Source organism: Pseudomonas sp. GW821-FHT02H06, from assembly GCF_059421525.1.
In genome coordinates this window covers 377430-398657 of the sequence record NZ_JBWKVD010000001.1, presented here as the reverse complement: position 1 = coordinate 398657, position 21228 = coordinate 377430, and the positions used below count along the sequence as shown (strand labels likewise).

Sequence of the window (21228 nt, the reverse complement as noted above, 5' to 3'; positions counted from 1 at the left end):
TTCATGTTGGGATCAAGCGAATAGATTGGCCCCAACGAAACGACTTAACCCACTTACCAGCAACTACGCGGAGATCTACATCATGAAAAAGTCCATCGCCTTCGGTTTCGCATTGTCCATCCTGGCTGCCGGTTCTGCCTTCGCCAGCCCTGAGCACATTAACCAACGCGCCATCGTCGATGCTTCGAGCGCTACCGTTCTGGACAGCAAAGTCGCCAGCAAAGAGGCGGCCAAGCCTTTCGCCACTCAGACTTCCGGCACCGTGACCGTTGCTGAAAACCGCAAAGAGTTCGGTTCGAGCTACCAGCGTTATCAGTAAGTCTCTGGGTGTAACAAGACCCACAATAAAAGCCCGGCAGATGCCGGGCTTTTATTGTTTTAATTTCTTTTTATTCATGAGCGCGTCGGCTATCGCGCGGGGCTTGAGCACGATTCTCCAGACTGTAATCTCGCACCACGTCAGCAATGCGCAAGTGGTAATCACCGAATACTTGCCTACGCCCCGTAAGTTGCGCGGCACGATGCAACTCAAGGCCGCGCCATCGTTTAATGGCTTCCTCATCACGCCAAAATGACAGCGACAGAACTTTTTCTGGCTCGCTGAGGCTCTGATAACGCTCCACTGAAATGAACCCATCCAAACCTTCCAGCAATGGCTTCAGTTCAGCCGCAAGATCAAGATACCGCTGGTATTGCTCCTCATGTGGCCACGCTTCAAAAATAACAGCGATCATTGTTGAGTCTCCCGGCTGCGATGGAAATAAGGAATCCGAGCATTAAGCGAGGGCAAGTAGCGCCATTGATGAGCGCGGACAGCGGCGTTGGGCCGTCTACGCAACAGTTCTGAAACCGCTTCAGAGGCAATACGCAAAGCGAGTTGCTGGCCTGGGCATTCGTGTCTGCCTGAGCCAAAGCTGAATATTCGACGGTGTGGCCGTGTGAGCAAAAAGTTGTCGGGATCCGGGTTTGCGCAAGGATCCCTGTTCGCTGAAGCCAGTAACAAAAGAACCGTATCCCCGGCCTTCAGGACGCTGCCTTCGATAACACACTGCCCGGCAACGAACCGCCGGGTGTTTTGTATGGGGGAGTCGTGGCGCGCCGCCTCGGCTACCCACTCTGCAACACGCGCCGGTTGTTGAGGGGGTTCAAACAGGTCGGGGTTACGATGAATTGCTATGAGGGTGTTGCCGATCAAGCCTGCGGTGGCTTCGCAGGTCTGTGACAACAGGCCGATCAGATTAGCGATCAATGCGTCTCGATCTTTCCAGCCCGTCACGTCACATTCCCTCAACACGTGGCTCATGAAGCGACTTCTTTCATCCTCGCCAAGCAGCAACTCTGCGAACAGTTGACTCAACCGAGTCGCTCCGGCATCGGCCTCATCCAGCTTGGTCTTGTCGCTTATGGGGGAAAGGCAGCCCACAAAATTCTGGGTCAGGGTCACAACTTCACGTAACTGGGTGAAAGGAACGCCCATCAAGGTTGCCGTGACGGATACGGGCAACGTCCACATCAATTCGTTGAGGTCGTCAACCGGGGCATGGAGGGACTCGAACAACTGCGACACTATTTCTGCGATGTTTTGGTCATGCACAGAAGCCAAAGCGGGCGCGATGGCCATTCTTGGACACTGGTGTTCAGCTCCTTCGTTCATGCGCATAAGACGACCGAAAATACGTCCCGCGGCGCCCTGTGCAATGGCGAGAGGAACCGGCTCATCAAGAGGGCGGACTCGACAGTCCGAATGTTCCAGAATGGCCTCTATGGCACTGGCATCACTGGCGATCCACATGCGTAGATCTGCATCGAACAACAGCCCCTTTCGTTGCCTTAAACCAGCGTAATAAATATAAGGGTCGGCATGGCTGGCTGCTTCAAACGGCGTCATTTCTGAAAGTCCTGTTCACAAGGAACGGCTAATATCCGGCACTGCGCACGTTAACGATTCGTTCAGGAACGAAATATGGACTCCCCAGGCAATGACATCGCCATTTCAAGGGTCGCCGGCGCAATCGCCGAACCAGCCAGGACGAAGATGCTCTGTTCGTTGATGGATGGGCATGCACGTACCAGCACAGAAATGGCTGTCATCGGCGACGTAAGTGCCTCTACTGCAAGCGCGCATTTGGCGAGGCTCAAAGAGGACGGGCTGCTGAAGCTGCACACGCAGGGCAGGCATCGGTATTACAGTTTGGCGGACGCAGACGTGGCCCGGGCGATTGAGGCCCTCATGGTGATCAGTCAGAAGCCAGACGCCCGGTTCGTCCCGAATACCCCGGGTCGACTCCAAATCGCACGCACCTGTTATGACCACATGGCGGGTTCATTGGCCGTAAAACTGCACGATCGTTTCCTCGAGTCAGGCTGGCTGACCATGTCAGCCCCTGACGACGGTAATTATCAACTCACTGTCAGCGGCGAAAAAGCGATGGCCGACTTGGGGCTCGATGTAGGGACAGTCAGGGCGCAGCGACGTCGCTTCGCCTGCTCATGCCTGGATTGGAGCATGCGCCGCCCGCATCTCGCCGGAGCACTGGGTGCTGCCTTCCTGCACATAGCGACCAGCCGCAAATGGGTTATTCAGGACCTCGACAGTAGGGCGCTGGCGTTGACGCCCAAGGGAACGAAAGAGTTCTCCATTCGATTCGGGGTCAGCACTGAAAACAATGCGCCATAGCTGCACTTGGTCGTTAAACGCCGCCCGGTTGCTGCAGACTTTGATTCGACGACATCTTCTCCAGCCCCAACCGTAAATCCGCCCCACTCGGCTGTTGATAAACCCCCAGCCCGAACTCCGGCAGCACCGCGAGCAGATAATCGAAGATATCCCCCTGAATCCGCTCGTAGTCACCCCAACTGGTCGTGCGGGTAAAGCAGTAGATTTCCAGCGGAACACCCTGGGCCGTGGCTTCCATCTGGCGGACCATGCAGGTCATGTCCGGGTGAATGTCGGCGTGGCTTTTCAGGTACGCCAGTGCGTAGGCGCGGAACGTGCCGATGTTGGTAATGCGCCGACGATTCGCCGACATTTCGGCGACGTTGCCCTGGGCTTGATTCCACGCCTTGAGCTCGGCTTTCTTGCGGCCCATGTAGTCGGTCAGCAGGCGGACCTGGGTCAGCTTCTGTTCTTCTTCATCGGAGACGAAACGCACGCCGCTGGCATCGATGAACAGGCTGCGCTTGATCCTGCGCCCGCCGGACTGCTGCATCCCGCGCCAGTTCTTGAACGACTCGGACATCAGGCGCCAGGTCGGGATCGAGACGATGGTCTTGTCGAAGTTCTGTATTAGTGAGTGAGGGTGGGGTACGTGGACATGTGTTTGTATATAAATCATACAGTTAGTAGAAAAAGAGAAATGTCCATTTTTTCCAACATTGGATGGACATGTTTTAGGCGAATCGATCCACTCCTGCCAACGGAAACGGTGGTCCGACCATGATCTGCTCATTTCGCGCCGAGTGTTTGAGTGACGTTTACGACCTCCTCAGCCGGATAAATAATCGGGTCAGCCGCATCACGATATTCCCCGATCCAACGTACCCAGATGTGGAGGTCGAGCTTGAGGGGGATCTGACGACCTCATTAATTCGGAGAGAGCTAGCTCACATTGATGACGGCCATGTGATGATTGAAACCTTTCGCAGGGTGCCCCGGATCCGCAACGAGATGACCCGTGGATAAAGTTCTCAGGTGCTTGCTGATTCATCAAATTTGCAGTCCCGGCAAAGCGGGCATAACGCCAGGCGAAGCTCTGTGCGTTCAGCGCGTGAAGCGCTATCCGCACAGGTGAGGCAGCGGGCGTAGCACTCAGCACTCAGTTCTCAATCGCCACGAGAGCGGCCAAGGGAAAGGTGGCGGGCGAATCGGCTTAGCCCCCCGGCCTCATGTTCGCCATCTATTCTCAAAGCCATCTCAAGGGATCGAGTCCTTGTCTGGAATACAAATACGACATTGCTCCAACGCTGCCCGACTCCGGCTCAGGTCGAGCTTTGAGCATGCTCGCCACCGTGATGGTTTCTACGATATTAAAAACCCGCCCTAGCTACTCTCGGACTAGTCTTTTCATGGCAAGAGCGGTGAGCGCCGAGCGTCATTATTGTGAAGCATATGGTGGGCACGCCCGTCGCGGGAAAAGAATGCAGCATATTGGTCGCCATCTCGCCATCTCGCCAATTTGTCGGACTGTTACTCGACCGATTGCACCAGAGGAATGTTGGCGGCTGTGCTTGCAGCCCTCAAAGCGGATTGCCGTTAGCTTTGCGCGCTGAAGGGGGGTGGTGAGGATGTGGTTAGAGCGGATCAGGTTATGATTTTCATCAGTCTGGTAACCAGTTCACCAGGCTTTTGTCGCATAGCCGCACCGTATCAGCCGTCCCGCCCCATAGACCGGACTCTGGGCCAAGGCACTCAGTTCAAGGCTGCAAGAACAACTCTTCAACCAGCTTGGCTAACGTTTGGTTAGCTTGCTCTCCGGTGGCGCCTACGGACTTTTCGCTAGCCCGGTCATAAGCCCATAGAATCAGCACAGCTGCATCAACCTCTAACACGCTCGCTATCTGCTCGATCCGCTCAAGAGTTGGCGAATGCTCTCCCTTCTCAAGGCGGCCGATGTATTGCCGGGACGCAGCTGTCCCAAAGGCATCTTGGTTTAGGCCTCGATGCTCTCTTAGCTCCCGAAGCACTGCTCCGAAGGCCTCATCAATATCCAAGCTGCTATCTCCAGCATTTGCAAAGCTGGCATTTAAGCGCAAAAAGGGCTAGGATCTCTGAAATGACCACTATTGTGGTCATTTTATGGTTTTCGAGGGTCACCTCTAAAGGGGAAGGGCGTTGGCCTATGCGGGCGCCCATCGCGATTATGCGACGCCGCTGTGCAGCAGCCGAGTCAATTGAGAAGGGCATAAATTTGGCGCAATTATGTGTCGGTACCAATTCATTCGGACTTACCCGATACAGATACGGCGCCCGTGGGGTGGTCGTTCTTTGAGCCTGCTATTTGCGAATATGCTTGGAACGATCGGTTGTGAAGGCAAGGCGAACACACCCTCCATTACTGCTCGCATTCGGCAATGAATTACGAGAGCCCGTATATGAGTGGTATTGGTCAGTGTCGGCTGCCTTGATCCACGGAACGTCAATGTAATTGTCGTTATAGGAAGAACAAGTGAACGAAGAGCTTGAGCGAACTCTCCTATCAAAATTTCCTGAAATTTTCAATATCAAGGAATCAGACCCTGATGACTATCTGTGGGGGATTCATTGTGGCGATGGCTGGGCTCCCCTGATATCTGCCATGTGCAGGCAGCTTCAGTTTCGCATTGACACCGCAGCTAAGCCTCAGATCGTCGCTACTGAAATCAAGCACAAGATGGGAATACTGAGGTGCACCTTTTCTGGTGCTGATGACTACTGCAACGGCGTAATCGACACCGCTGTCGCTATGTCATACGTAACCTGCGAGCTGTGTGGAAATAAGGGCGTAATGGCCCGAGGGCCAAAAGGCTGGGTCCGTGTGCTGTGCGATCAATGCCGCCTTGATAACCCTGGCTAAGCACACCTAGTACCACTGCAATTCCAACCTGTAAGCAAAGAGGACTAATACCGTGTTTCAAACTCACTCAAAAGCGCCATTGGGTGGTGGTGTCTATAGCGACACCTTCTACGATCACGTCTCGCATTCTTTGGACGCCAGACTGTTCTGCGCGAAAGCCTGCTATCTGGGCGATCGTCTTACAGATTTCCCAGAGCATCGAATGATGATGACTCCCAGCCTTGTGTTGCTCGACCGAGTGTTGAGTGGGAAGGAGAAGGGCGTATCAATCGATACGATCCAAGTTTTGTCCCCAACTGATGCTGACGCTGCGGAGGATGGGGTGTACGGCTTGGGGCGTGTAAACCGGATTACGCGCCTCAAGCCGGGACGAGGACTGCCGCGCTACTTGGTGGAGACCACGGCGGGAAATATTCTGAGCGGCGATGCAGATGGACGTTGGGCTAGCTACACGCGAACTGTCTTGTTCGATTCCACGATTTCGCAGCTTACCGATGAGGCTGTAGCAGACAGCGCAGATCGGGCGATCGCCGACATTCGAACTGATGTGATCGTCCGAGTCTTGGACCTCTATACAGTACATTCGGAGATGACCGAGGGCTGGTGGCAGCAGAAACATCCTGAGTTGGACAACAAGACGCCCAGCGAACTCAAGACCCTAGCTGAGTACCAGAAGCTAACCGCATTGCTTCAGGTGCTTGAGCGCGATTGGCTTGGCAAAGGCGGGCAAGAAAGTGACTGATAGCTCAAGCCTCATGATGGCGAATCATCCACAGCTTCTGCGGCGACTCCTCCAGCATTTCAGTGAGGAGTACACGTTGGATGATGGTCGCACCCCATGGAGAGTGCTCCGCGCGCGCGTCTCATCGCCGCGTCTCGCAGATGTTTATGTGAAGGACTTTGATCCAACAGGGTGCGTTGAAGTGGGCGACAGTTTTTTGGAGAAACACACCATGCTCGCCGACCGACCCCAAAAGACCTATGGAGTAAGTCTTAAGCGTTGGGGGCAAATCTCGTCGTCGATCACCGAAGTCGAGACGTTCGCGTTTAGGGATGCGACTGTGAGCCAAATCCAAATTTGGCCTTTTGATCCGCTGGGTCTGTCGCCGGAGGCGATGAAGATTGCCGTTGCTGTTTCATACACAAGCCTGGAGTTGATCAGGGAGCCAAGGGTAGTCGGAGCCGTCAATGATTTGCTGCGAGAGTTCAACGTCCAGGCAGATCCAGATGAGCGTTAAGGCATCGAAGTCGCAAATACAATAGCTCCTAAGATGCATTCTCAGAGCTGCCTGGATGATTTCCTAGGGTTCATGATCCCTGACAACACAGCACAGCGCGCGTGAATTTACGCGTTTACAAGCGAATTCATTTAGAATACGGTGGAGGATCCAGTGCGCAAAGTGAATCTGCGAAATGCACTGTATTCCTAGCTGAAGCTGGGCAAATCACCAGCAATCGAAATATCTGAGTTCGGGCAAAGGTTCTTGGTCAGGATAGATGATTCCTCCAACTGAGTGGCGCGTAAAGAGTTTCCAGAGTCTGCGGTAGTCAAAGATACAAAGTTGCTGTCCAATAAGCTTCGCTTTAGAAAATATTGAGTTTACTGATTTTAAATTATTTAAGCTAAAATGTGGCAGTGATCTGGATAACTACTTTTCACATGATTGAGTTGCATAAATGACAGGTGTAGCGTCCATTTTTGGGGTGTTATTAAATCTTGTTGAAATTGTCATTTGTGCAATATCAGGGAGTATTGTATAATAATGGTATTGGAATCTATTTTGGTACCGCCAATGCCTTCAGTAAATGAGCAAGACGTTGCTCGCTACATACTCTCCAAGACCGGTGAAATATCGGCGATGAAGCTTCAAAAGCTTCTTTATTACTGCCAGGCTTGGTCGATGGTTTGGGACGAGCGCCCGCTTTTCAAAGCCGACTTTGAGGCTTGGGCTAACGGCCCGGTGCTTCCTTCAATCTACGAGCTTCATCGCGGGCAGTTTTCAGTCGATGTTAAAACTTTCCCCAAGGGGAAGCCTAAGAGATTGACTGAAGAGAGCATCGACACGATTGATAGCGTGTTGAAGGTCTATGGCGACAAAACCGCCCAATGGCTCAGCAACCTCACTCACGAGGAAGATCCTTGGATTGAAGCCCGCGGCGACCTGAAGCCGATGGAAAGATCGAATAACGTGATCAAGAAAGGCAGCATGCACGAGTATTACTCAGGGTTGTAACAGGTGGCTAAAAGGGACGAGAAGAAGGCTGAGAAAAAGCGGCTCAAGGAAGAAAAGTCTAGAAGGCTGTCTGAGGAATTTGTGGCTGAACATGGCCTCAAGACGCCGGTAATCGCGCACGCACCGAAAAATATCGAAAAGGTTGTCACGTTCGCTGAACGTGACGAGGTTATGGCCAAAATCCCCAAGGTCGTCGATAAGCCTAAGGTGTATGACGCCAACATGACTTGGTGCAGCTCCATTTCCGATATTGAAGGCACCTGGTCATGGATCGAGCCCAGGAAATGGTCGGATGACGAGTGGAACGACGAGCTGCTACGAGAGCTTCAGCCCTACACCAATGAGACCTGGGCATCTATCGCCAAGATGTCCACTGGGAACGGTAAGAAAGGTAAGAGGCGCGTTCGGCACCATCCACAAGAGGTGTCCACGCTGGTTGCAGAGGCTCAGCAGCGCTGGAAGGTACTGCATTTGGATCAGTACGACACCGCCTATCGCTTCCGGCTGGGAGGCACTAAACGAGCTTGGGGAATCCAGCTTGGCCCTCACTTCTACCTGGTTTGGTTCGAGAGATACCACAAGATTTACCCAGTTGATCGATAGGTGCTGCAACCGGGGGATGAACCCCCGGCTCCGTTCTCCCGTTTTGATCCTGTACGTCTGCCCTAAAGCTGCATTACCACCCTGGAGGTTTTCGGCATAGCCGGTCATTCATGTCAGCAAAGGGCGAGCGAGGGGAGCTTGAATCCAGCCTTGCCAAGCGCGTGCAGCGAAGTAGCCATTAGGTTATGGCGGGTCTTCCTGATGGCGATTTCCAGGTGGGTTTTGCAGGTCCCCAAAGCCTATTTTGACATTTTGGCTGGAAATCCTGTTGGGGGCTCTGGAGAGCCCGGTTTCATTGGGCAAAAAACAGGCGGCGAAACGTGCTCCCACACCTTGTCTACAAGGTCTACAAGGATTGTAAATAGCGCAGTGTGACATTTCCTGAGCTTAGCCATGGCTGACAACCCGCTTTTCCGCTTACTGGCGCAACATGGCCCCATGTTGAGTAGCGATCTGTCGAAGCTCTCGAAACCCATTATGGGCTCAATCCTGAAGCCGCCCCGGCGGTGGAATGAGTCACTGGCACGAGATTCGGGAAAAACGCTCTGTGTACCTGTCAGATCTGGCTGAATCGCTGGCTGAAGCGGTGGACATAGCAGACTTGATCACCATTGTTTAGCCGGGCTCCAGTGGCGACCAGGTGTGCGTTTTCGATCCTAGATACACCGCACCATATCGAAAGGCTTTATCTCTGCCTGCTTTGTGGACGAAGCCCTGATAGCTTGGTACGAGCGCAGGGGTCGCCCGGTGCGATCTAGACAAGCTCAGATTTGACCCAAAATCTTTCGCCCAGCCTTGATCGCGTCGCTATCGGCCAATGACGTCCGAGCGACGCTGGCCTGGAATTGATGCGTGCCAGGGTCCTCGGCAGTACATGCTGTCAGTAAATCCTTGCACGCCTCTACGAGTGCAGGCGTCCGGTATGTTCCACCTCAGCTTCGGCAATTACAGTCCGTTATTGCTTTGTAGCGAGCTATGAAACGTTGAGATACCCCGAGGCAAAGAACCATTGCGCCAGCCATACGCTCAATCATAAACAATGGGGCTCGATTATTGCCTGCTCCTTCAGCGTTCAGCCTTGCCTCAAGCTCGGTTCGAGTAAACTCTTTCATTGCGAGGTATTTGACAAAACTTCGTTGCGTAAGGAATGGAAGCTTACCGTAATGATTCGGGTCTAAAACACATGACTGATCAACTACTTTATTTTGTGTTCCATTTGCCGATGGCATGCTTGTTATGCACGCTGCTATATATTTGCCGTCATGCTGCTTGTTAAAACGAACCAATTATGAGCGATTCCGCTTCCCTCATCCCATTTGAAGACTCTTCCCCTGAGGGATTCGCGTGGAGTTTCAGATGGCCCAGGTGGGCATGGAGTTGTGCTACGATTTAAAGACAACGTCCTTGAAGTACTTGATGTCTGCTGCATGCGAATTAGCTTCTTCCGAATCGTAACCGAGTTTTTCAAGAATATTTTCAATCGTGATGGGCAGTCGGCTGCCGCTCGGCCATTTCCACTCAGGGCAAACGCTAGAGGAATGGGCGTGCTGAACTATCTCGTCATCGTCCATAGCGCCAAGCTTTGAATAGACTGAATCTACTATCTGTCGATCTTGGAGCGAAAACAAATCGAAATCTACGTTGTCTGGATCGGCAACATCACTTCCAGACGATAGGAGCGAAACATTGCTCAAAGGAAAGCCTTGCGGGCTTTTTCCTGATTTGGCCTTGTCGAAGATACTGCAATATTGCGGGTTGCTGTGGTTGTCGATCAGATTTTTAGCACCACTAAGAACCGGCCCCCGGTTCATGGAGAAATAATCGTCATAAGTCATCGGGTAGCCTGTTTCTTCGATGGACAGGCGATCAGCAAAATAAAGAAGCTTCATGAGCTTTACGTCGGAAACAGTTCCGCCGTTCTTCTCGGCAAAAAAGCGCATTAGCTGTATGGTTTTTTCAGTGTGCATAGTTTCACCCCTGCATGAGAGTATACCAAAAGACGAAATTTTAGTAAATGCATGCGCTCCAAGAAAAGGGTCTATTGTGGGATTTTCTGATTTTTAATATGTAGTTATCATTAGTTAAATATGGTGGATAGGTAAGCTGTTGTTTGCTTAAATTATGGAGAAAAATTATACCAAAGGTCGCAATGTTATTGAGTGCAGTAATTTTCAGACAAAGATCCTAAGACTTAACGTAAGCGCTAATCGAACGGTTTTCGGTAGGGGGGCGTGCTGCCTGCTCGGAATCTAAAGTATCTCCCTCTGAGGATGTAGCAGTCAGGACGCGCCAAGCCCCTTTACTGATAAAATATCGCCATTAATCGTATGCTTGATCATACTGGCGGAAGTTAGGGTTTCTAAGTGACTTCACTCCATTAACATACCAACAGACCTCTTTTCTTTCATTTCCTAGATCGTGCATCCATGGTGCTGTGGAGCAAAGGTCAGGATTGTCTCTCTCTGACTTGAGTGGGCACACACCAAGGTACGGGCAGCTCAAATCGTGAGGGCTGTATGCTAGTTTGCTGGTGTTGTTAAAACTGGCCGATTTTGTTAGGTGGAGATGAGAATACTGTATGGCGCATTGAAGTGTTGACATTGCTCCGATTGCTGTTTCAGAAAGTTCATCAACATTTTTCCCTATCCAAATTAATTGAGCATTGTCATCATGCTTTTTTTGGATAATACATCTAGTTGGGAGGTCTTCGCTGTAGACTATTCTCAGAAAGTCTTCTGGTATTTTAATTTCTTGTGTGAATAAAATTTCTAAGAAAGGGCTTTTTTCCCTTTTTTTTATGGTGTCAGTGACAATGCGGTCTAACACTCTTAAACCTTCATTGACTGCTGATCCTTTGAATACATTGGTCAGGAGTAAATTGACAGTGTCTTTGTATCCTGATAGCACATTTCTATTCTCTACTGTCATCTGGGATGCGAATGCATCAAAAAGGTTTCTACCATTCTTCAGTGCAAGTGTTGCTGCTTTAAGCCCCCAAGATGGAATTTTGTTTTGAAGTGCAAGTGTCCCGACCTCGATCAGCTCGACTAGAGAGCAGCGCCTGCCCACCAGGTGCTCTATGATTGGGCGATAAAACCTATATGGTAGAGGCGGGGTGGCATACTCTAGGGCTTTGCCGCTTTCGCCCGAAATGGTGTTACGAACGTGCATTTCTATTTCGTAGGCTATGCCCTCAGTAATGATGTTATACCCGATATTTTCTATTTTCTTGCTTTGAGGGTTTCCACCTAATTTATAGTTGATGTCTATCCCTAGCATGTTGTAAGGATCGCTTGGGTTATCACTTTCTTCTCGGGATTCAATTGTTTCGAAAGTGAAGTCAGTAAGAAATCCTTCTTGGTTGATTTTATCAACGTTTCCCAGTATTGTGGAATAGTCCGTTTCTATGTTGTTAAGGGCACTTTTATCTATATGCTTGTAAGACTGCCCCTGTCGAATGTAGTGGCCATTGTCATCTGTGCCTGTGGCGAAGATCTGTAGCGCAACTAGCCTGTTTTTTAATAATTATATACCAGCTGTAGTTGAGATGTTGTGCAGTTGGTGGATGTATTCGTGTATGTGTAATCCTAGAGCATTTGAAACATCCTTGGTTTCAGCGGGATTGGAAAAGGAAGTCAGACCCTCAAGGTCTGCCATTTCTGGCAGCACGGTGAACAATGAGTTGTTTTTGTAGCTGGCAGACGCGCTGTATTGTGTTTCAGAATTTTCCATTGATGTTCATCCAGTTATTAGGTGTAAGTAGTATCTGATGATAATGGGAACTGAAGCGACATTGGCTTGGGCCAAGTCGAAGTTTTCCAGGGGGGCGCCATATCCAGCATGGCATACGCCTCGACGCGCTCATCCTCCCTCCACAATGCTCGTAGGGCCTGGTTCGATTTGATCGCTGCCTGCAACGCCCTTGCCTATACCCTTTTCTCCAGTGGTCGTATCGCTCCCGTCTGACTGGTTGCTCCACGGCACAGGGGCCTCGTCGTCCTCCACTGGCGAGTAAAAGCCTTTTCTGATCTTCTTCATGTAGCCTTTCGAATAGAACGTGCCCATCGCATTAGCGAAAAATTTCCTCCACTCGGTTGAAGAGATGGATTTGAGCCCGTTGAAGCGATCATAGAGTTCATCCGCGAGTGCGTTAGCCTCCATCACTGCTCCGGGTTTGGCGGTGGCAATTCTTACCTGAGCGAAAATATACGCGATCAAGTAGAATCTACGTCCGCCAGGAAGCTGAACTTTTAGCACGTTTGAGCGTTTCTTGTTCCGTTCGGCACGGTATAGCGCAGCGGCGGCGGCAATGTTTAGCGGCAGATCAGGTTGCAGTTCACGGATGCGATCTTTCGCCAGCTCTCCGGACACGACGCTATCCATCAGTTTGATCTCATCTACTATGGATTGCTCTGGAAAGGGCGACCTATCTGCTTTTGTTTCACAAAGTGCACAGCTACGCCTGCTATCGAAAGAGTGCGGTGTTAAAGCGTCGCATTTCTTGCATGCATGAAAGTCTTGCGTCTTTGTCAGATAAGAATTTTGAGAATCTATAGGGTCTGGCGATAATGAATCAATCTGAGCTAGGTGTAGGTAGGTTTTTGAGCCTTTCAGCCAATAAAAAATGGGCTGAGCTAGGTTGTGCACCAAATGAGCGATCCACATTTCCACAATGGACTGGTTGTCGTTAATTTCAATGAGCCAGGCTTGCCAAGATGTGGCCCAAGAGATATTAATGCTGGCGCAACTGAATTGCATTCTTTCTGTGGTGAGCGCGATTCTGTTATGGATAAACAGTTTTTCCTGCTCCTCCTCCAGAATTTGTAGGTTCTCAGGAACGCTTTTTAGCCGGGTCCTAAAGACCTCATCGCTGGACCAATTGTTGTTGAGGGCGTCGTAGAAGGCTATGCATTTTGAAGTGGCCCGAGAGTAGGCGCTAAATAACTCAGCAGTATCAAGCAGCTCCGCGCCAAGGATCAGGACAATAGGCGCTTCCAAGCCACGAAATTTTGTGATCCTTTCCCAGCGAGGGTTTTCTCTTAGCAGATACTCAACGTACGCCCCTGAAAGGAACCTAGGGATCAATATTACAATATCCTCAGGGCGCACCCCGCTATCAATCAGTTTGTTCCTGATCTGAGATATTTCCAGGCATGGATCTGCGGTAATTATCTCGACAGCAGTGTCCTGCTCCAATACCCGTGGGGTCGAATGTTGGAGTTTGGGTGGCACCGCCTCTTCGAGAATGCTGGTGACTGCCTTTGGCATCCGCATAATGATGGTAAGTGGGAACGGATCAACGCCAAGTAGCTCGCTGAGGCCTTTCAACGGGATGTTGTCACGCTCGTACGGAAAGACCTGCGTCTCGTCACAGAAAAACGCCTTGGGCTTATCTTGGAACCACTTGGTAAGGGTTTCGCACCAGGATGGGAGGAGGGCTTGAGACTCGTCGACAAGCAGGGCGCTGTAAGCGGCCATACGACCTTGCTCAATAGCGTCGTTAAGATCGAGCACGCATTGCTGCCTGTACCAGTCGTCTTCTTTGCCTGGCTCGCTGGTGCGGCTTAAAGCGTGGCGCGCCTGGCCACATAGACCGTGCCAGGTCACTACATCGCAGCCTTTTGAATCAGCAAGCTGGGTGCGTACATACTCCGTGAGCTTGTTGTTGAACGAAACCACCAGCACCTTTTGCTTCTGGGCGGCTAGTCGCCGTGCAGTTTCGATCACGATTAGCGTTTTCCCGGTTCCGGGCCAGCCGGTCACCAGCAAGGTTTGGCTATTCAGCACCCTGGTTACAACTGTGCTCTGCTCTCCGGTCAGTTGGAGCCACTGTTTGTTGTCGAAGATGATGCGGCTCGCCCAGCACCGCCTGCCGTCGATTTCTGGCGTGAGGTATTCAATGACGCGAGCGGCGCGAGACTCCCCCAAATCCGAATTACCCAAGGCGACTTTCCAGTAATCCATCAAGGCGATGATCCGCTGCGTAACGTTCGGCATTTCGCGATAGTCGATGTAGAGCGGTTGTTGGGGACCAGATGTCGTGTCGTACATGCCTGGCGCGATTGCCTTGCCTGCGAAATCGGAGTCCGGGAAAATAAATCCGTATCCGATCCGGAGGTACAGTGCCGGATCCGACCCTAACCATCTGGCGATTCCATGCACGTTGTTGCGAGTCTGACCGATGGGATCTATCGAGTAGTGATTCTTGAGATGCACGAACTCGTTATTTTTAACGCCGTATCTGCCGCTCTTCACTTCGAGCACGAGCAGCCCTTTCTCCGGATGGATGATCAAGAAGTCAATCTCACCGGTTGGTTTTGCCCGAGGATCGACTTTTCTCACTGCGGAGGAGAGCCATGGAAGGCTATGAATGACAACGTAGTCGTCCGGTAACTCCGCTTTGAGGGTGGTGTAAAGATCTCGCTCACCTTTGCTCTCGGTGCCACGAGGTCCGTTATCCGGGATCATCCTTGCCATACAGCGCCTTCTACAGATTAAGCTCAAAGCCGCAGTTGGACCTGAATCTCGTCAAGTCGTCGGCCAGTGCGGGTTTTGATTGGGTAATTAGGGTTGTTCGCGCACTTGCATCCAATCGAAGAACTCATCAGTGGAGTAGCCAACGCTACAGTTCGCGTTGAACCGCTCATTGATTTTGATCAGCGTCATTCGCTGAGCTTCGTGAGGGGCGGTCGGGAAGAAGGCCCCGCCAGGCTCGCTGTGCATGAAGAAATCCCCGAGTTTTGCACCGCAGTTCTCGCAATGGTTCATCCAGTAGCGGCGGCTTACTGTTTTGCTGTATGCCAATTTGAATTTGCCAGTAAAGCGCTGGATCTGCTTCGTCACCAAAGGGGATAGGGTTTCGACGTTTGAGACCGTTCCGCGATGTCCGCGAAGCTTCCACTCTCCGAGATTGCTGGTGAGTGCGAAATCTTCGTCCTCATCGATGTAGTAGTCGAACTCCTCGTGTCGCTCGGGCAGCTTGAACGAGAAAACGCGGGTCAGGTTCGAGCAGCCCCAGCAGCTCGAAATCGACTCGATGACGTAGTAATAGGGCGCTCTTATGTAGAATTCTGGACCGTGCTCCAGGTCGGCTTCTTGGGTGACTGGCAGCCATCGGGTCAACGGGCCGATCTCTACGCCTTCGGGGATGTACCAGATCTTCTGGGACGGATCCCACCGGGCACCGAGTGATTTCGCCTCATCCTTCTCTAAGAATGGGACAGAGAAATCGATTCTTTCCATTCCTGTATCCATACGTGTTGCTCATGAGTAATCGCAGAAGCCCATGCCAGAGCCTCTGGTGTGACCTGAAGGCTCAGTATCCCAGAAAATCATTTTGTAGGTAGAGGGCATGCGGTGCCAGAGGATGGGCAGGTAATGGCGGTAGGCGAGGGTGGTGCATGGTTTTCAATCAGGCCTTCAAGCCCGCTGCGCGGAAAGTGGCCAGTGGGGGGCTTGGGGGATTCCTAAGGCTCATGGCCAAGGCCCCCGGATATCTGAGCAAAGCTTCTTAGCGGTCGCTGGGCTGCTCAGCACAGGCATCGTTAACCCATTTTATCGTTAACTTCCCAGGTTAACGGAAAAATAGCTTTACGATTTCATCCTGTTCCGAGCCGGGGAGAACCCCGCGTGTCGTTCCTTTATCGTGTTTGAATCGCTGACAGATCACGCCTAGGTCATCTCAGGGCGTCCTTACTCGCCGCGAGCCTGACCTGCACTGACGCAGAAGCTCCGAAGCTTCGGAGCTGCTCTTTGCATCCTTTGGATGGCCCCAACAAGTCGGCTTGAGCTGCCCAGCCCCTTTAAATCCCAGGGTCAGCAGGCGCGAGGCAGAGTCGTTCGGAGGACCTTAAGGTCAACTGGCAGGTGTTGCTCTGCTCGCCTATGCTTGTGTTGCCAACAAAGATGGCGCAAAGCCACTTAGCACTCAGGAGTCACGCGCGTGATCACGGAATTGAACATCGATGGCGTTACCAGCTACAATTCAAAATCTACCCTTTCACCTACCAACAAAACGTCCCTCATTTACGGGCTGAACGGTGCAGGAAAGAGCACCATCTCTGAGTTTTTGTACAATCACGCTGATCCTAGGTTCGCTAAATGCAGCCTGAAAACTAGTCAGCCATGTGAAGTATTGGTCTATAACCAAAGCTTCCTGAATGACTACTTTTACGAGGAGGATAATTTAAAAGGAATTTTCACCCTCTCGAAAGAGAATAAGGTTGCACTTCAGCAAATAGATGCTGAAACCAAAGAGCTGGAGAAACATCTGGCCACTCAGCAAGCCAATTCAGAACTTTCGGCTCAAAATACCACCGCGCTCGACCAGGAAAAGTCCAAGGCAAGCAGTAAGATCTGGGAGATTAAAACGAATTTCGCAGGTGGTGACCGTGTTCTGGAGTTTTGTTTAGATGGCTTGAAAAAGACAGAACTTCTATTTCAGCATATTAATGCTCTGCCGCTACCGGAGGCCGCACCTGGTTATACGGCTGATGATTTGAAGGTCGAGGCTTCGTCAATCGAGGGTGAGGGTGCAGCACCGTTTGCGAGAATCCCAACCCTTTCGGCTGGCTGGTTTGGAATTGAAGGGGATTCGCTCTGGGCCAAAATCATCGTTGGTAGCCAGGAGGGTTCAGTTGCTCAGTTCATTTCCAAGGCAGGGAATTCTGATTGGGTAAAGCAAGGGCTTCAGTACATTGAAGATGATCAGGACCCTCAAGCTTGCCCGTTCTGTCAGCAGGAGACGATTACTCAAAAAGTCGTCGACTCGATCCGGCAAGTGTTCGATGAGGCCTATGAACTGGATGTTAACCAGCTGGAGTCATACAAGACACGGTACGAAACGCAAACCTCAAGCCTGAATTTTCAGGATATTTCGAACTCACCGCTTGCCAGCAAGGAGCTTGTGGATGCGTGGAGCATCGCATGCGAAGCTCTGAAAGCGTCAATCCGCGAGAACGTCCTTCTCATCGGCAACAAGCTCAAAAGCCCAAGCACGCCGGTTGTCCTCACAGACACTCAGCCTGCCTTCAACACGATCAACGAATTGATCGGCGGTCTGAACGAACTGATCGATACCCATAACACCAAACTGGCGAACAAGAAAAAGACCCTGGATGACATCAGGTCGCGCTTTTGGGCTCTGATGCGTTGGGATTATGACCAGACAATTTCTGCTTACTCGCAGTCAGCTTCTGAGCTTTACACTAAGGCTAAAGAAATCAGCCAACATGGCATTCAGATAAATGCTGAGGTGGCGGCTTCAAATAATAAACTTGCCGCTCTCCGGAAACAGACGGTTAATATCGAAGAATCCATTGAGAACATTAATGCTGGGCTGGTAGAAATTGGCATCGATGGCTTTTCTGTGGTGCCATATGGCGATGATTTCTACCGGGTTTCGAGAGCAACTGATCAGGCGAATGCGTTCCACTCGCTTAGCGAGGGTGAGAAAACGGTCATTAGCTTTCTGTACTTTATGGAGCTTTGCAAAGGGCAGAAGACAGCTACGGCCGTGCCTCAAGCCAAAGTCGTAGTGATTGATGATCCAATTTCCAGCCTTTCTCACCTCTATGTGTTCAATATCGGCCAGCTGATCAAAAAGTATTTCATCAATGATAATCTCTACAAGCAAGTCTTCGTGTTGACTCACAGCTTGTATTTTTTTTATGAGTTAACGCACACCAATAAAGAAAATCGTGCGAAGACTCAGCATCTGTATAGGGTTTTCAAAAACAAAAATGGAAGCTCCGTAGTTCCTATGAAATACGAGGAGATTCAGAACGATTACCAATCATACTGGTCAATCATAAAAGATCAAGCCTCGCCACCCGCGCTGATTGCGAACTGTATGCGAAACATTGTCGAGTATTTCTTCAATTTTGTTCAGAAGAAGGATTTTAACAATGTTTTCCAGAAGCCAGCCTTGTCGACTGATAGATTTGCGACGTTCTACAGGTACATGAATCGAGAGTCTCATTCATTGGGTCAAAATATTTTTGACATAAAGGAATTTGATCATGACGTGTTTAAGGACGGCCTCAGGCTGATCTTTGAGGAATGTGGATATGCTGAACACTATCAAGCGATGAGCAAGTAAATCTGCCCTGACCGGGCACTCGCACGAGTCCTGATCGAGTGCCAGTCCAGCCTATATTCGAGCACTGTTTGAGGGCAGCGCAGGCGCTGAAAAGGTGCCAAGGGATGTTGGTTGGTTGGTTGAAAGGCTGCCATACGTATCTGTGGTGCCTGATAGAGTGCTTTAGGCATGGTAGTGCCGTACCGAAAGCGTTTTGGTTTGCTCGCAGCTCTCTTTTACTGGTGTTGAAGCTCTGGGGCGGTTACTGACGCAGTCGTAGCCAATCGCGTTCAAGTGCAGCAGTGGATTGAGCTACGAAGCTTTTTTCGCTGCGCCGGATGAAGAACCGTATGATAACCAAGGCAATGATCAACATCACCCCTATGACGATATGGTGGTGGACAGTGTCCTGAAGCGTTACCCCCTTGTTAACAAAACCTCTACTGTTCGCTTTGTTGGCAGAGGTGAGTGCAAGCCTGCCAGGAAACGAAAGAAACGGCCTCGTCATCATCACGGCTGACTCCGTTGGAAGGCTGCTTGATATTCATGACAGGAGGTCAGTTGTGTTGAGCCCTGAACATGCTCGGGAGTGGGGCGAGTGGGGCACCTCACCGCGACGCGCAGAGGATCTAGCCAGTAGTTACTTGTCGTGCGCTAGCCGAATTCGAGCGGCATCCAGTTGGAAAGGCCGTTGGTGACGTGCGAAGCTCATAAAAATCACCATCGCCATGCACTTCTTTCAGGATTCTTAGCACTTTACCTACCAGCGCTGCATCCAGTGCTGGGAGCTGAGTAGCACCTGTAGAGTCATTATTGCGTTTCTTCAACTATGTGTAGTATTTTCTGTCCGACTGATGGGTGATGGCTTTCGGCCGGTCGAGCGACGATCCATCCCAGAAGGACATAAAATGCATATTGTTAGGTTTTTCTTAATCGGAAACGCCGATATGCAGAAATTTAAATGGGATGGACTGCAAGTGGATAGAGCGGTTGGAGAGGCAGGCGAGCAAATCGTCCATGCGCAGTTCAAAGAGCACTGATAGTCGGTTGAGGTATCGTTGCCGGGATAATATCGGATAACGATCTGCTCTGATAAGTATTTCGACCGGTGAGCACATAGTGAGAGAAGGTTTTGAAAAGAATTAGAAGGGAATACGGATTAGAACTGGATCCATCCGCTTGCTATAAAATGGAGATCATGCACGAGGAGGCGAAAGAGGATTTTGAATCAACGGAGAAGTGGCTGTACTTAGGGGCTAATTCTAGAGATAGTGGATTTGCCAAAGTTGGTATCACTATGGGGAATCTCACGACTAGGTCGTCTAGTTCAGAAAGTCCAGGATATTACCTTTTCTGCGCCTTTAAGTGTAAAAGCAGTGTTTCTGGATCTAAGTTGAAGCATGTTGAGCAGGCGGCTTTAAATTATCTGGAGAATTCATTTTTGTACTCTGATGGATCTACCAAGCGAGCCACGCATCATGATTCCAAGCGAATCTCAGAGTGCTTTTATGATGTTGATTTTTTGGATTTTTTTGGCTCGCTTCACTATTATTTATATGAGAACTATTGTAATTGTTTTCTGCTTTCTGGATTTGAAAATGATGAGGGTTTTGATGAGGGGCAATTCCTCGACTGTGAATTCAATGCTCAACACATGTCGCGAAATCAAATCAATAGCTATATAAGGATGATTCTCCAGTAGTCTATGGTTTCAATCGGTGAGGATGTGTCTCCAGAAAAGTTTTTCTAGGCTCAAAGTCATTGCTTTCCGCTGATTGTGCTGGCTAGATCCTAAACTAATCCCACGGAAGGTCAACAGGGGTATCGAATGGCTGTTCGCTGTTTGTCTCGGGACGGCTAGATTTATATTCGGTAGCCACTAGGCTACCTCGTTGAACTGATCTGTTAAATTCAATAGCTGCGGGAAGGTGGGTAGCATCGAGATATGCCGCTTCCCCAAGCAATCCTCCCAATTTGTACTCAAGTTCCTTTTTTGAAAGGCCATGAGTGCCTTTGCCGCTGGTAATAGCGGCTTTAATTAACCTCATCTTCCTGTGTCGAGCGTTCGGTACTCGAATAACGCCATCGTGGACAATAACGCCAGTGATGTGGGCAGGTCTCCCATTCTTAAATACCTTGGTTTTGTCACTAGCAACAACGTGTCCGTGTGCAGCAATAGTCTGCTCAATTTGCCACATAAACCCGTCACTAATTTTGTCACCTGAGAACGTCAGATCGTCCACGTAGCAGGTAAACGTCAGATTGTGGGCTTTTGCTATATTGTTTATGTTGTCGAAAAGGCTTTTGTTTGCATAGAATGAAATTAATGGGCTGAGCGGACTGCCAGTAGGTAGGCAGTTATCAAACGTGATCAAGTCCGCGTACAAGTTTGCGACATCACCTGGTGCCTTGAGAGCTTCCTTGAAAAAGTTGAATACTTTTGACTTTGACGTGGAGCCGAAAAAATTCCGAATGTCCAGCGTGGCGACGCTGTTTTTTCCAAGGTGCGATTCGGCGTTTATTTTATAGGATGTACCTTTTAGCGCGAATTGCATATATTCAGGAACACACACACAGCGCAGAAGCTTCAAAATTCGCTCATGAATGACTAATAGGCGAGGCGATGGCTTCTGCACCTGCCGAATTTTGGGTGGCTTGCCAGCCTTGAAGGGGTCTGACTCCGGTTTAAGCTGGAACTGGCGATAATCGCCAATACACTCTTTTAATTCTTGGATCCCAATCGAGAACAGCGACGCCAACT

Annotated in this window: 19 protein-coding genes and 1 pseudogene; 10 read left to right on the top strand and 10 right to left on the bottom strand. The window is 50.5% G+C overall.

The features are described from left to right. Nucleotides 1–82 precede the first annotated feature (82 nt). Nucleotides 83–319, top strand: a complete 237-nt coding sequence (locus AC07VF_RS01910) for a hypothetical protein (RefSeq protein WP_495008722.1) — start codon at nt 83–85, stop codon at nt 317–319. A gap of 70 nt (nt 320–389) precedes the next feature. Here AC07VF_RS01910 and AC07VF_RS01905 read toward each other — a convergent pair whose 3' ends face one another. Together AC07VF_RS01905 and AC07VF_RS01900 are read right to left on the bottom strand one after the other, a co-directional pair. Then, a complete protein-coding gene (locus AC07VF_RS01905; RefSeq protein WP_192171533.1) occupies nt 390–734 on the bottom strand; it encodes an antibiotic biosynthesis monooxygenase family protein in 345 nt (114 codons plus the stop codon). Then, the gene (locus tag AC07VF_RS01900) at nt 731–1888 is read right to left on the bottom strand and encodes a cytochrome P450 (protein ID WP_192171532.1); all 1158 of its coding nucleotides are present in this window, start codon (nt 1886–1888) and stop codon (nt 731–733) included. The genes AC07VF_RS01905 and AC07VF_RS01900 overlap by 4 nt, the downstream gene beginning before the upstream one ends. Nucleotides 1889–1963: 75 nt before the next feature. Here AC07VF_RS01900 and AC07VF_RS01895 point away from each other — a divergent pair, with 75 nt between their 5' ends. After that, on the top strand, nt 1964–2677 hold the full coding sequence (locus tag AC07VF_RS01895; protein WP_192171531.1) for an ArsR/SmtB family transcription factor: 714 nt from the start codon (nt 1964–1966) through the stop codon (nt 2675–2677). Between the two features lie 13 nt (nt 2678–2690). Here the strand turns inward: AC07VF_RS01895 and AC07VF_RS01890 are convergent. Together AC07VF_RS01890 and AC07VF_RS01885 are read right to left on the bottom strand one after the other, a co-directional pair. After that, nucleotides 2691–3287: pseudogene (locus AC07VF_RS01890) on the bottom strand (mechanosensitive ion channel family protein); the annotation flags it as partial. Between the two features lie 1126 nt (nt 3288–4413). Further along, nucleotides 4414–4710: a helix-turn-helix domain-containing protein gene (locus AC07VF_RS01885; protein ID WP_495008723.1), complete on the bottom strand. Its 297-nt coding sequence runs from the start codon at nt 4708–4710 to the stop codon at nt 4414–4416. Nucleotides 4711–5165: 455 nt separating this feature from the next. Here AC07VF_RS01885 and AC07VF_RS01880 point away from each other — a divergent pair, with 455 nt between their 5' ends. The 5 genes from AC07VF_RS01880 to AC07VF_RS01860 all read left to right on the top strand — a co-directional run bounded on the left by AC07VF_RS01880 (nt 5166) and on the right by AC07VF_RS01860 (nt 8389). Further along, nucleotides 5166–5552 (top strand): hypothetical protein, encoded by a 387-nt coding sequence (locus AC07VF_RS01880; protein ID WP_495008724.1) that lies wholly within the window; start codon nt 5166–5168, stop codon nt 5550–5552. 52 nt (nt 5553–5604) lie between these two features. Then, nucleotides 5605–6294 (top strand): hypothetical protein, encoded by a 690-nt coding sequence (locus AC07VF_RS01875; RefSeq protein ID WP_495008725.1) that lies wholly within the window; start codon nt 5605–5607, stop codon nt 6292–6294. 76 nt (nt 6295–6370) lie between these two features. Further along, the gene (locus tag AC07VF_RS01870) at nt 6371–6790 is read left to right on the top strand and encodes a hypothetical protein (protein WP_495008726.1); all 420 of its coding nucleotides are present in this window, start codon (nt 6371–6373) and stop codon (nt 6788–6790) included. A gap of 525 nt (nt 6791–7315) precedes the next feature. Beyond that, nucleotides 7316–7786 carry a Panacea domain-containing protein gene (locus tag AC07VF_RS01865; protein WP_495008727.1) on the top strand — a complete coding sequence of 157 codons (471 nt, stop codon included), beginning with the start codon at nt 7316–7318 and terminating at the stop codon, nt 7784–7786. Between the two features lie 3 nt (nt 7787–7789). Continuing rightward, nucleotides 7790–8389, top strand: coding sequence for a hypothetical protein (locus AC07VF_RS01860; protein WP_495008728.1), 600 nt, complete (start codon nt 7790–7792; stop codon nt 8387–8389). Between the two features lie 1382 nt (nt 8390–9771). On the opposite strand, the gene AC07VF_RS01855 is transcribed toward AC07VF_RS01860, so the two are convergent. The 5 genes from AC07VF_RS01855 to AC07VF_RS01835 form a co-directional block, all read right to left on the bottom strand. Then, a complete protein-coding gene (locus tag AC07VF_RS01855) occupies nt 9772–10356 on the bottom strand; it encodes a Panacea domain-containing protein (protein WP_495008729.1) in 585 nt (194 codons plus the stop codon). 352 nt (nt 10357–10708) lie between these two features. Continuing rightward, nucleotides 10709–11668 carry a hypothetical protein gene (locus AC07VF_RS01850; protein WP_495008730.1) on the bottom strand — a complete coding sequence of 320 codons (960 nt, stop codon included), beginning with the start codon at nt 11666–11668 and terminating at the stop codon, nt 10709–10711. A gap of 246 nt (nt 11669–11914) precedes the next feature. After that, on the bottom strand, nt 11915–12121 hold the full coding sequence (locus AC07VF_RS01845) for a hypothetical protein (protein WP_495008731.1): 207 nt from the start codon (nt 12119–12121) through the stop codon (nt 11915–11917). Nucleotides 12122–12250: 129 nt separating this feature from the next. Further along, the gene (locus AC07VF_RS01840) at nt 12251–14866 is read right to left on the bottom strand and encodes an NERD domain-containing protein/DEAD/DEAH box helicase (RefSeq protein ID WP_495008732.1); all 2616 of its coding nucleotides are present in this window, start codon (nt 14864–14866) and stop codon (nt 12251–12253) included. Nucleotides 14867–14953: 87 nt separating this feature from the next. Next, nucleotides 14954–15631: a DUF5710 domain-containing protein gene (locus tag AC07VF_RS01835; RefSeq protein WP_495008733.1), complete on the bottom strand. Its 678-nt coding sequence runs from the start codon at nt 15629–15631 to the stop codon at nt 14954–14956. A 700-nt stretch (nt 15632–16331) separates the two neighbouring features. On the opposite strand from AC07VF_RS01835, the gene AC07VF_RS01830 reads away from it, so the two are divergent. The 3 genes from AC07VF_RS01830 (at nt 16332) to AC07VF_RS01820 (ending at nt 20169) form a co-directional block, all read left to right on the top strand. Continuing rightward, nucleotides 16332–18488 carry an AAA family ATPase gene (locus AC07VF_RS01830; protein ID WP_495008734.1) on the top strand — a complete coding sequence of 719 codons (2157 nt, stop codon included), beginning with the start codon at nt 16332–16334 and terminating at the stop codon, nt 18486–18488. 404 nt (nt 18489–18892) lie between these two features. Further along, nucleotides 18893–19165, top strand: a complete 273-nt coding sequence (locus AC07VF_RS01825; RefSeq protein WP_495008735.1) for an SOS response-associated peptidase family protein — start codon at nt 18893–18895, stop codon at nt 19163–19165. Between the two features lie 434 nt (nt 19166–19599). Next, nucleotides 19600–20169, top strand: a complete 570-nt coding sequence (locus AC07VF_RS01820) for a hypothetical protein (RefSeq protein WP_495008736.1) — start codon at nt 19600–19602, stop codon at nt 20167–20169. Nucleotides 20170–20263: 94 nt separating this feature from the next. Here AC07VF_RS01820 and AC07VF_RS01815 read toward each other — a convergent pair whose 3' ends face one another. Further along, nucleotides 20264–21226, bottom strand: coding sequence for a reverse transcriptase family protein (locus tag AC07VF_RS01815; protein ID WP_495008737.1), 963 nt, complete (start codon nt 21224–21226; stop codon nt 20264–20266). Between the last annotated feature and the right edge of the window lie 2 nt (nt 21227–21228).

What these genes read in the sequence shown, in the direction of transcription:
- AC07VF_RS01910 (WP_495008722.1), top strand. Translation starts at nt 83, where the DNA reads ATGAAAAAGTCCATCGCCTTCGGTTTCGCATTGTCCATCCTGGCTGCC.
- AC07VF_RS01905 (WP_192171533.1), bottom strand. Translation starts at nt 734, where the DNA reads ATGATCGCTGTTATTTTTGAAGCGTGGCCACATGAGGAGCAATACCAG.
- AC07VF_RS01900 (WP_192171532.1), bottom strand. Translation starts at nt 1,888, where the DNA reads ATGACGCCGTTTGAAGCAGCCAGCCATGCCGACCCTTATATTTATTAC.
- AC07VF_RS01895 (WP_192171531.1), top strand. Translation starts at nt 1,964, where the DNA reads ATGGACTCCCCAGGCAATGACATCGCCATTTCAAGGGTCGCCGGCGCA.
- AC07VF_RS01865 (WP_495008727.1), top strand. Translation starts at nt 7,316, where the DNA reads ATGGTATTGGAATCTATTTTGGTACCGCCAATGCCTTCAGTAAATGAG.
- AC07VF_RS01855 (WP_495008729.1), bottom strand. Translation starts at nt 10,356, where the DNA reads ATGCACACTGAAAAAACCATACAGCTAATGCGCTTTTTTGCCGAGAAG.
- AC07VF_RS01850 (WP_495008730.1), bottom strand. Translation starts at nt 11,668, where the DNA reads ATGCTAGGGATAGACATCAACTATAAATTAGGTGGAAACCCTCAAAGC.
- AC07VF_RS01845 (WP_495008731.1), bottom strand. Translation starts at nt 12,121, where the DNA reads ATGGAAAATTCTGAAACACAATACAGCGCGTCTGCCAGCTACAAAAAC.
- AC07VF_RS01840 (WP_495008732.1), bottom strand. Translation starts at nt 14,866, where the DNA reads ATGGCAAGGATGATCCCGGATAACGGACCTCGTGGCACCGAGAGCAAA.
- AC07VF_RS01835 (WP_495008733.1), bottom strand. Translation starts at nt 15,631, where the DNA reads ATGGAAAGAATCGATTTCTCTGTCCCATTCTTAGAGAAGGATGAGGCG.